The organism is Ensifer adhaerens, assembly GCF_013283195.1.
GTDB classification, from domain to species: Bacteria; Pseudomonadota; Alphaproteobacteria; order Rhizobiales; family Rhizobiaceae; genus Ensifer; species Ensifer adhaerens_G.
On record NZ_JABEKT010000002.1, the window covers coordinates 1452364 to 1461079 of the forward strand.

An 8716-nucleotide genomic window follows, 5' to 3' on the forward strand; every position below is an offset into this window, starting at 1 on the left:
ACATACTGCCTGGCATCAAAACGACGTAAGGCTGGCATATGGCTAAAGCAATTTCCACACGCGCTGCCGGCGACCTGGTGCAGCAGGTTCTCGAACGTCCGCGAGCACTCAAGAAGCAAGCGCCACCCTCCGACGGGTCTACGACCAAACTCACCCTCAACGTCGATATCGACGTAATCGCCTGGTTCAAGGCATCTGGTGGGGATTGGCGCGCAAGAATGCAGAAAGCTCTACGAGATACGACCGATCTCGACAAGGATGCTTGATCCGAAGTCAGTTGATCCAACCAATGACTGCCGGGTCTGCCCGGCCTGAGCGGCGAACGTACGTCATCGGCACGCCGGGTGATGGGCGCCAGGCACAGGATCAGCACCCTCACGCATACTGCGAAACTATTCGGCGGGCTCGATACGAGCAAAATGGGCTGCATCGCCCTGCGATGTTGGGTGAACCTGCAGACCCGGTTCGTCTGCAACTGCGGTCGGTGTCTCGATCGATGCGACCACCGACGCCAAGCCGGCCCCGCAGAACAGCTGGAACAGCAGGTTCATCACTGCTTCGGCACGGCCGTCCGCGATCGAGTAATAGATCTGGCGCGACGCCCGCCGCGTCTTGACGAGACCCGACTGGCGCAGTTCTGCGAGTTGCTGGGAAAGCGCCGGTTGCTTCATGCCGAGTGCCTCCTGGATGTCGCTGACCGATGATTCCTGCTGTGCGATCTGGCAAAGCAGCATCAACCGGTTGGCATTGCTGAACTGCCGCATGAATTCGGCCGCCTCCGGTGCCTTTTCCGTCAACGTTGCCAGCGAAACGCGTGTCCTCTCGGTCATGCGCGTTTCTCCCGGAAATACCAGCTCTCGCCTTCGCGAAGCTCGGCATCATCGGTATCGGCCACCGGTGCGTGCTCAACGAGAGGATCGCCTGGCCGCCAGTTTTCAGGCGTTGACGCATCGTCCCGTTCGCAGGCCTGAAGTGCCGCGACAAGGCGCAGCAGTTCGTCCACTGAACGGCCGACATTCATCGGGTACCAGACAATGGCACGAATGACACCCGAAGGATCGATAACATAGGTCGCCCTAACGGTCCCGCTGCTTTCAGACGCACTGTCGATCATGCCGTAGGCCTGGGCGATTGCCATGGAAGGGTCTTCGACCAGCGGAAACGCAACCTTCACGCCGAAGCGCTCATGGATGTCACGCAGCCAGGCAATATGAGAATAGAGGCTGTCCACCGACAGACCAAGCAGCGCGCATCCGATTGCATCGAACCGATCCTGCGCCCGGGCAAATGCAATGAACTCGCTGGTGCAGACCGGAGTGAAGTCGGCCGGATGGGAAAAGAAGACGAGCCAGCGCCCGCGATAGCCAGAGAGAGCTATCGGGCCCGCTGTGGAACGAGCAGCAAACGCCGGCGCCGGCTCGTTCAGACGGGGCGGCATTGTCGGCGGAGTAATGACTTCGGTCATGATTTTCTTCCTGGCTGCGACTCGAATGCCTTCATAGCGTCAGCTCGTTTCTGATTCCAGAAAATACATAGTTTCGTAATTAATGTAAATATGTATTCTTTAGAAAACCTCCCATGGAGAACGCTCGCTATGCAAAGCGCCATCACAGACCCATCGCTTGATCACGCCCGCGCCATTATCGAAACGGCACTGGCGGACAGGACGAAACGCCCTATCGTCCGCTCGTTTTTCGATGATCAAACCTACACGGTTAGCCATGTCGCGCGCGATCCGCAGTCAAACGCCTGCGCCATCATCGACAGCGTGCTCGATTACGACGCCGCTTCGGGCCGTACGACCAACACGTCGGCCCAAGAGCTCATCGATTACATAAAGTCCGAAAGTCTCGAAGTGCAGTGGCTGCTCGAAACGCATGCCCACGCCGACCACCTATCTGCAGCGCCCCTGCTGCAGGCTGAACTCGGCGGGCAACTTGCCATCGGCCATGAGATCGTTCGCGTCCAGCAGGTCTTCGGCAAGATTTTTAATGCCGGCACGGATTTCCAGCGGGACGGAAGTCAGTTCGACCAGCTCTTCAACGACGGCGACCGCTTCAGAATCGGCAACCTGGATGCGGCGGTTCTGCATGTACCCGGCCATACGCCCGCCTGCCTCGCATATGTGGTCGGTGATGCCGTCTTTCCGGGCGACACGCTATTCATGCCCGACTACGGCACGGCGCGCTGCGACTTCCCCGGCGGCGATGCCCGTCAGCTTTACCGTTCGATCAAGCGCCTCGTGAAGCTGCCGGATGCAGCCCGCTTGTTCCTCTGCCATGATTACAAGGCACCGGGCCGAGACCACTATGCGTGGGAAACCACCATCGGCGCAGAACGCACCGGCAATATTCACGTGAGCGAGGGTGTCACTGAAGACGACTTCTACAAGATGCGCACAGAACGGGACGCAACGCTCGCCTTGCCCAAGCTGATACTGCCATCGGTCCAGGTGAACATGCGCGCCGGTCAGTTGCCGCCCGCCGAGGACAACGGCGTCCGATACATCAAGATACCCGTCAACACATTGTGAGCGACATGAACGACGTCAATTTTCTCTGGCCGCTCGCAGGTGGCCTCCTCATCGGCCTTTCTGCGGGGTTGTATCTCCTGTCGACCGGGCGCATCGCCGGCATCTCCGGCCTTGCCGCATCGGCGGCCGGCTTGACGGACGGCGGGTTCAGCAAGCTCGGCTTCGGGTTTCTCGCAGGCATTCTTGGCGGCGCGGCCGTCGCCTCGGCTCTCATCCGCCAACCGGACATAACAGTCACCTCGTCTATTCCGCTTCTGGTCATCGCCGGTCTGCTCGTCGGCTTCGGCACGCGCCTCGGTTCGGGCTGCACCAGCGGCCACGGGATCTGCGGAATGGCCCGCTTGTCGCTTAGATCGGTCTTCGCAACCTTGACCTTCATGACAGTTGCCGCCCTCACGGTCTTTATCATGCGCCTGGTATCGGGAGGTGCTGTCTGATGCTTGCCAGAACCCTTGCAGCAATCGCCTGCGGAATCCTGTTCGGTGCCGGCCTCGTTATTTCCGACATGATCAACCCCGCGCGCGTGCTCGCCTTTCTCGACGTCGCGGGTAACTGGGATCCGTCGCTTGCCTTCGTTATGGGCGGCGCGCTGATACCGTCATCGCTCGCCTACCTCATTCGCAACCGCCGGCGAGCGCCGCTGCTCGACGATCGGTTCCATGTTCCGGCCCCGGGCCGCCCCGACGGTCGCCTCGTCGTCGGCGCCGCCTTGTTCGGGATCGGATGGGGACTGGTCGGCCTATGTCCCGGTCCGGCGATTGCAGCGTTGACGACTGGCCGTTGGGAGGCCGGCCTGTTCGTGGCAGCCATGCTCGCAGGCATGATCGTCTACCGCTTGACCCTCGGCCGCCCCGCATGGGCGACGCGATGATGGTCGGCTGCCCCCCACCATTTCGTTGAACGACGAGAACCCGGCAAGATATCGATATGTATCTGGAACCCATACAATACGCCCTTGGCGCGCTTTCCGGCGGCCTCGTGGGCTTTACCCTCGGCCTGTTCGGCGGTGGCGGCTCCATTCTGGCCGTCCCGCTGATGGTCTACATCGTGGGGGTTCCCAACCCACATCTCGCGATCGGAACCAGCGCCTTTGCTGTCGCCGCCAATGCCTTGGCGAATGTCGTCGGGCACGCCCGCCGTGGCGCCGAAGGCAATCCCGGAGCGCAGTGCTCGCGCGAGAACGCGCCGAAGGTGGTCATATTCGGTGGCCTCACGGGCATCTTTTCCGGCTTCTTTGGCATAGGCGGCGGCTTTCTGATTGTTCCGGGGCTCATCGCCTCGACCGGCATGCCAATCCTGGTGGCCATCGGATCCTCTCTTGTCGCCGTCACCGCATTCGGGCTGACGACGGCATTGAACTATGCATTTTCAGGTTTGGTCGACTGGGCTTTGGCGACCGTCTTCATCGCAGGTGGTGCGATCGGCGGGCTCGTTGGCGGAGTTGTCGCTCGCAAGCTCGCCGCAAGAAAGGGAGCGCTGAACATCGCCTTCGCAACGCTGATCATCGTGGTCGCCGGATACATGCTCTACAAAAGCTATCTTCAGCTCCGGTGACATCGGTAACGGACGCCCCAGGATCGATCCAAAGGCAACTACAGCAGAGAATGGCGAAGAACCTGGAGCTAATGTAGCCGTTTATCTTGCGCGCCGCGGCATAACGGTGCCGTTGACAGGCTCCCCAACTGCGGCCGTAGTTGCTGCAGTGCTCAACCAGCATGCGCCGGACACCTCTGCCGAGTTGATTGTGATGGGTGCTTATGGGCACTCGCGCATACGCGAAAGGATATTTGGAGGCGTAACCAAAGTGATGATCGAAAACACGGTTGTTCCGGTGTTGTTGGTGCGCTGAACCGGATGAACGTAGGTATCTGCCAAGCGAAACGTTCCAACTACCGGCACTGACCATCGGCCGGGTCAAGCCGGCTACTCGATACCGACACCGCTATTGTCTCCGGCAATGGAGCTCGCCCCTCTCTCCCCGCTTCATCTGTCTTGCACACTCTTAAGGGGAAGCCGTGCGGCGCAGAGCGATAATCGGCATTGCATCGATGATGTGTCGCAATCGCGCGCCGCTTTGAGCAGCCCTGACCATACGCACTACCGTCTCGCCATTCTTGGCCAAGAGCCACGCTTGGCTGCGTTGCCTTGATGCGCCTCAAAGACTGCTTCTCGAAAAGCCGCGATAGTAGGGACATCAGCCCTTGGGCTCTGATCTCCAGAGGAGGCAACGATGAGTGACAGTCGCTTGCGCCAGGACATCCTGGATGAACTCGAATACGAACCCAGTATCGACGCGGCAAATATCGGAGTAGCGGTCGAGAAAGGGGTCGTCACATTGACGGGCCATGTCCACAGCTACGCGGAGAAACATGCCGCAGAGAGCATCACCCAACGGGTCAAGGGTGTGCACGCAATCGCGGAGGAAGTTGAAGTTCGGCTACCGGAGCACAAGAAGACGGTGCAGCTGACCGACGAGATAAAGCACTTCATCGCAAGCCCCGTCATGATCATCGTCGGAACGCGGGACGCGGCAAACCGCCCCTCGATCGGCAGGGGGCTGGGCGCGCGCGCGTTGCGCGAGGATTGCGCGGAGGTCGTCTTGTCGGCCTGGCAATGGCCGGAGACGGCCGCCAACCTCATCGCCAACGGACAAGCCGCGATCACCTTTGCCCGCCCCTCGGACTATGTGTCCTACCAGATCAAAGGCAGCGTCACGCTGCGCGCGGCAGGGCCGCAGGATCTAGAGCGTTCGGCGCTCTATCGCGCGGCCGTGCTGGACATGTTCTCCGAGCTCGGGCTCGCAGCCGAGCTGGTGCGGCCGTGGCTGGTGGACCGCGAACCGATAGTGGCAAGTCTGAACGTGCGCGAACTCTATGTCCAAACCCCCGGCCCCAAGGCGGGAACCGCGGTCCGCACAGCGACATGATGATACGGCTCCGTGACCTCGACGACTGCTTCGAAGGCGTCATTCCATCCATCATCGCAACGGCAGCGGCGGACGGCACACCCAATATATCCTACCTCTCGCACGTCGCGCTGGTTGACGACGATCATATCGCCATCTCCAATCAGTTCTTCGCGAAGACTGCCGCAAATATCCGCGCCAATCCGCATGTGTCGCTGCAACTGGTTAACGGGCGCAACGGTAAACAATACCGTCTCGACGCCACCTGGGTAGCATCCGAAGACAACGGCCCGTTCTTCGCCCATGTCGAGAACCAGTTACTTGCCAGCAGCGCGCAGGTGGGCATGGCCGGGGTCATGCGCCTCAGGGCCATCGACATCTTCCGGGTCGATTCGATTGCGGCCGTCCCCTCGCCTTTTTCCACCGAGGAAGCACCGGTCGGTGCGAAGGTGCCGGATCTCGAGGCGGCGGGACGCATGGCGAGAGCCATCGCCGAACAGGGTGATACGGAAGGCGCCATCAGTGCCTTGCTTGTGGGCTGCGGGGAACTTGGGTTCGACCACGCCATCCTGCTCCTCGGCGACCCGGCTCGCGGCCCGCTTGCCACTGTCGCCAGCCGGGGCTACGACCGGTCCGGCGTTGGCTCTGAGATCGCGTTTGGCGATGGGCTGATCGGTACGGCAGCTCTCACTGGTCGCCCCGTCAAGGTGAGCGACATGAGCCGGATCCGTCGAATGGGCGCCGCTATCGGGGCAGCGGCAGCCGGCGACGAGAACCGCACCCGGACGATCGCATTGCCCGCCTTGGCGGATGCAATGAGCCAGATGGCCGTACCGCTTCGCGCTCAAGGGACGTTGCTGGGCGTGCTTTTTGTGGAAAGCCGAGAACGGCTCGCCTTCGGCAAGAACCATGAGCTGGCGCTTGAAATCATTGCTGCACAGGGCGCGCTCGCGCTTGCCCTGTGCGAGGCGCTTGCCTCGCAGGCGCGGCCAGCTAAACTCCGCCCGGTGAACGGAGCGGTTGGCGGCCGCGTGATACAGGTCGCGCATCACGCATTCGACGACAGCGTCTTTGTCGACAACCTCTATGTCCTAAAGGGCGTCGCCGGGCGGCTTCTCGCCTACATGTTGGACCTTTACGTGAGCGAGGGCCGCAGCGAGTTCACCAACCGTGAAATTCGCGCCGCAGCAAACCTTCGCCTTCCCGAGATCAAGGACAATCTCGAAACGAGGCTATTGCTCCTGCGTCGACGCATGGACGAAAGAAACCTTCCGATCAGGCTTATTCACGCAGGCCGGGGCCAGGTCAGGCTGTTGGTCAATGGTACGCCAGACCTTCAGTTCAATATCAAGTAAACGCGGTAGGATGCAGGCTCATCTCCGGCGACGGATGCTGATGCGCGCCTATTGTCCTTTCGTCTGAAGTCGGAGCATCACTTGGCGTGATCGTTCACCCAGGTGGTCATTTCCTCGATCTCCTTCTTCTGCGCTTCGATAATCTTCTGCGCCATAGACTTGGCTTGTTGGTCGTCACCATACTTCAACTCAACCTCCGACATGCTGATCGCGCCCATGTGGTGGGCAATCATGCCGCAGACAAAAGCGACGTCAGGATCCGTTGCCATCATTGCCTGCATCATTGCCGGGTGCATTTGCTGCATGCTTTCCATTGTCGCTTTCTGGTGATCTGCCATTTGGCCCATTTGCATCCCACCCGACATACCCATGCCTTTCATGGCGGAAGCTTCCGCCTTGCACGCGTCCGGCATCGGCATCTGAGCTGCCACGTTAGTGCCGGTTGAAAGGGCAAAGAAAGGTACGACCGCTGCGGCAAGCGCGAACTTTAGGACGGTTTTCATTGGATTCTCCTATTGGTTTGGACGTCAATCGTGCTTCATCTCAGGAGGCTGACGACTTCGGAGGCGGGTCGACCCCGCCTACGATTAAGAAGGGACGCGGATGGTCGAGATAAACCGTTGGCTGCTGAACGATAGAGGTGAGCGGGGCGGCACACGGCATCGCCTGTAGAACGGGACAACACCATGTACCGCTACAGCAAGCATCGTGATCAGATGCCGATCCAAAACCGTGGGCTGCTTGCGTGACCGCTGGACAACGGGAGATTTATTGCCGCCGCCAGTGACGTCGCCAACATGGAGGGTTACCACCATGATGCACAGGGCCGGGACTTTAACCAAGCGGTAGATAATGCTCCAAGCTGGCATGGAGGCAGATTCCCATTTGCCTCAAAACGAATTTGACACGAAAATGTTCCCAGAGAGCGCGGCCGTGCCGAAGGCAGCGGACATTTTTCATCGCCACGGACAACTATGCCGTAATATCCACCACGCTCATCTCCGGCGCGTCAAACGCCGCACATTGAACGGTGCCGAGTTTTGTCGGTCTTTATTCCTCGGGTAATGTGGGGCACCCACTGCGAACCTCGATAAGCAGTTCCGGGTGACGGTGGAGGATGCAGAACAGTTTAACGAGAGACAGCGGCGGCTTTGACTCCCCGGTTTCGTACCGCGAGAATGAATTGATCCCGCCGCCGAACAACTCTTCCGCCTCCTTCTGGCCGAGATGTAGTTTCTCTCGAACAGTCGTAATGAATCGCGGATCGACTTTCTCTGTATCCACCTTCTTCTTGAGGTCGAGCATCGCCTTGATGATCCGCCTCCCGTCCGTGTCATCTGGAACCACTTCATTGCATTCATCGCAAAATCGGCCCGCCACCTTTTCGATAAGAATGCCCTCCCCTCTGTAGACATAGGGAACATCGCGCGTATCTCTGACGAGCGTGCCTCTTCCGCAGTATGGGCATGTCATCCTAAAGCCTCCGAGCGATGTATGTCTGCGGCGACGAGCGCCAGTGTTGGCGATCTCGTCAATTTGGCCCAACTGCATTAACGGCTCCCCCCTGTGTGGACCGGATGGAGATGCGCCCCTTCGCATGGCCCAAAGAGCGACTAGCCAAGCGACACGACCGCCGAAGCGAAAAAGCGTATCTGCTCATCCGGTGCCGGTTCACCAAACGATAGCTCCTGCCGCTATCATTTAGCCCTTACCGACCGTCTCCCCCTCATTCCTCGCGGAAGGCTCTGAGCATCTGGTCGGAGAATGGTTTTGTGAGGTACGAGATCGCGGTTCTCTCATCGGTCTGGACGAACACTTCGACGGGCATTCCGGGCATGAGCTTGCGGCCGCCGAGCTTGTCGAGCGGTTCGGTGATCTCGACGGTTGCGAGATAGAAGGGTTGTCCGGTGTTGCGGTCGAGCG

Annotated in this window: 12 protein-coding genes and 1 pseudogene; 8 read left to right on the forward strand and 5 right to left on the reverse strand. The window is 60.0% G+C overall.

Features of this window, described 5'->3' with window-relative positions; genetic code table 11:
- Positions 1 to 38 precede the first annotated feature (38 nt).
- Positions 39 to 266 (forward strand): BrnA antitoxin family protein, encoded by a 228-nt coding sequence (locus tag LPJGGPFB_RS22955; RefSeq protein WP_173422183.1) that lies wholly within the window; start codon positions 39 to 41, stop codon positions 264 to 266.
- Positions 267 to 392: 126 nt separating this feature from the next.
- On the opposite strand, the gene LPJGGPFB_RS22960 is transcribed toward LPJGGPFB_RS22955, so the two are convergent.
- Together LPJGGPFB_RS22960 and LPJGGPFB_RS22965 are read right to left on the reverse strand one after the other, a co-directional pair.
- Complete coding sequence (locus LPJGGPFB_RS22960; protein WP_173422184.1) at positions 393 to 830, reverse strand: ArsR/SmtB family transcription factor; 438 nt, start codon at positions 828 to 830, stop codon at positions 393 to 395.
- Positions 827 to 1465: a peroxiredoxin gene (locus tag LPJGGPFB_RS22965; RefSeq protein ID WP_173422185.1), complete on the reverse strand. Its 639-nt coding sequence runs from the start codon at positions 1463 to 1465 to the stop codon at positions 827 to 829. The genes LPJGGPFB_RS22960 and LPJGGPFB_RS22965 overlap by 4 nt, the downstream gene beginning before the upstream one ends.
- A 129-nt stretch (positions 1466 to 1594) precedes the next feature.
- On the opposite strand from LPJGGPFB_RS22965, the gene LPJGGPFB_RS22970 reads away from it, so the two are divergent.
- The 7 genes and pseudogenes from LPJGGPFB_RS22970 (at position 1595) to LPJGGPFB_RS23005 (ending at position 6793) form a co-directional block, all read left to right on the forward strand.
- Positions 1595 to 2533, forward strand: coding sequence for an MBL fold metallo-hydrolase (locus tag LPJGGPFB_RS22970; RefSeq protein ID WP_173422186.1), 939 nt, complete (start codon positions 1595 to 1597; stop codon positions 2531 to 2533).
- A 5-nt stretch (positions 2534 to 2538) separates the two neighbouring features.
- Positions 2539 to 2970: a YeeE/YedE family protein gene (locus LPJGGPFB_RS22975; RefSeq protein WP_173422187.1), complete on the forward strand. Its 432-nt coding sequence runs from the start codon at positions 2539 to 2541 to the stop codon at positions 2968 to 2970.
- On the forward strand, positions 2970 to 3404 hold the full coding sequence (locus LPJGGPFB_RS22980) for a YeeE/YedE family protein (RefSeq protein ID WP_173422188.1): 435 nt from the start codon (positions 2970 to 2972) through the stop codon (positions 3402 to 3404). Before LPJGGPFB_RS22975 ends, LPJGGPFB_RS22980 begins: the two co-directional genes overlap by 1 nt.
- A gap of 56 nt (positions 3405 to 3460) precedes the next feature.
- On the forward strand, positions 3461 to 4087 hold the full coding sequence (locus LPJGGPFB_RS22985) for a TSUP family transporter (RefSeq protein WP_173422189.1): 627 nt from the start codon (positions 3461 to 3463) through the stop codon (positions 4085 to 4087).
- Positions 4088 to 4109: 22 nt separating this feature from the next.
- Positions 4110 to 4382, forward strand: a pseudogene (locus LPJGGPFB_RS32890) (universal stress protein); the annotation flags it as partial.
- A 381-nt stretch (positions 4383 to 4763) separates the two neighbouring features.
- A complete protein-coding gene (locus tag LPJGGPFB_RS33165; RefSeq protein WP_234902962.1) occupies positions 4764 to 5459 on the forward strand; it encodes a BON domain-containing protein in 696 nt (231 codons plus the stop codon).
- The gene (locus LPJGGPFB_RS23005; protein WP_173422190.1) at positions 5456 to 6793 is read left to right on the forward strand and encodes a GAF domain-containing protein; all 1338 of its coding nucleotides are present in this window, start codon (positions 5456 to 5458) and stop codon (positions 6791 to 6793) included. The genes LPJGGPFB_RS33165 and LPJGGPFB_RS23005 overlap by 4 nt, the downstream gene beginning before the upstream one ends.
- A 77-nt stretch (positions 6794 to 6870) precedes the next feature.
- Here LPJGGPFB_RS23005 and copM read toward each other — a convergent pair whose 3' ends face one another.
- The 3 genes from copM to LPJGGPFB_RS23020 all read right to left on the reverse strand — a co-directional run.
- Positions 6871 to 7296: a CopM family metallochaperone gene (gene copM / locus LPJGGPFB_RS23010; RefSeq protein ID WP_173422191.1), complete on the reverse strand. Its 426-nt coding sequence runs from the start codon at positions 7294 to 7296 to the stop codon at positions 6871 to 6873.
- Between the two features lie 547 nt (positions 7297 to 7843).
- Positions 7844 to 8344, reverse strand: coding sequence for a type II TA system antitoxin MqsA family protein (locus LPJGGPFB_RS23015; protein ID WP_209792446.1), 501 nt, complete (start codon positions 8342 to 8344; stop codon positions 7844 to 7846).
- A 175-nt stretch (positions 8345 to 8519) separates the two neighbouring features.
- On the reverse strand, positions 8520 to 8716 hold a 197-nt coding region (locus LPJGGPFB_RS23020), incomplete at its 5' end, for a beta-barrel domain-containing protein (RefSeq protein ID WP_486599035.1).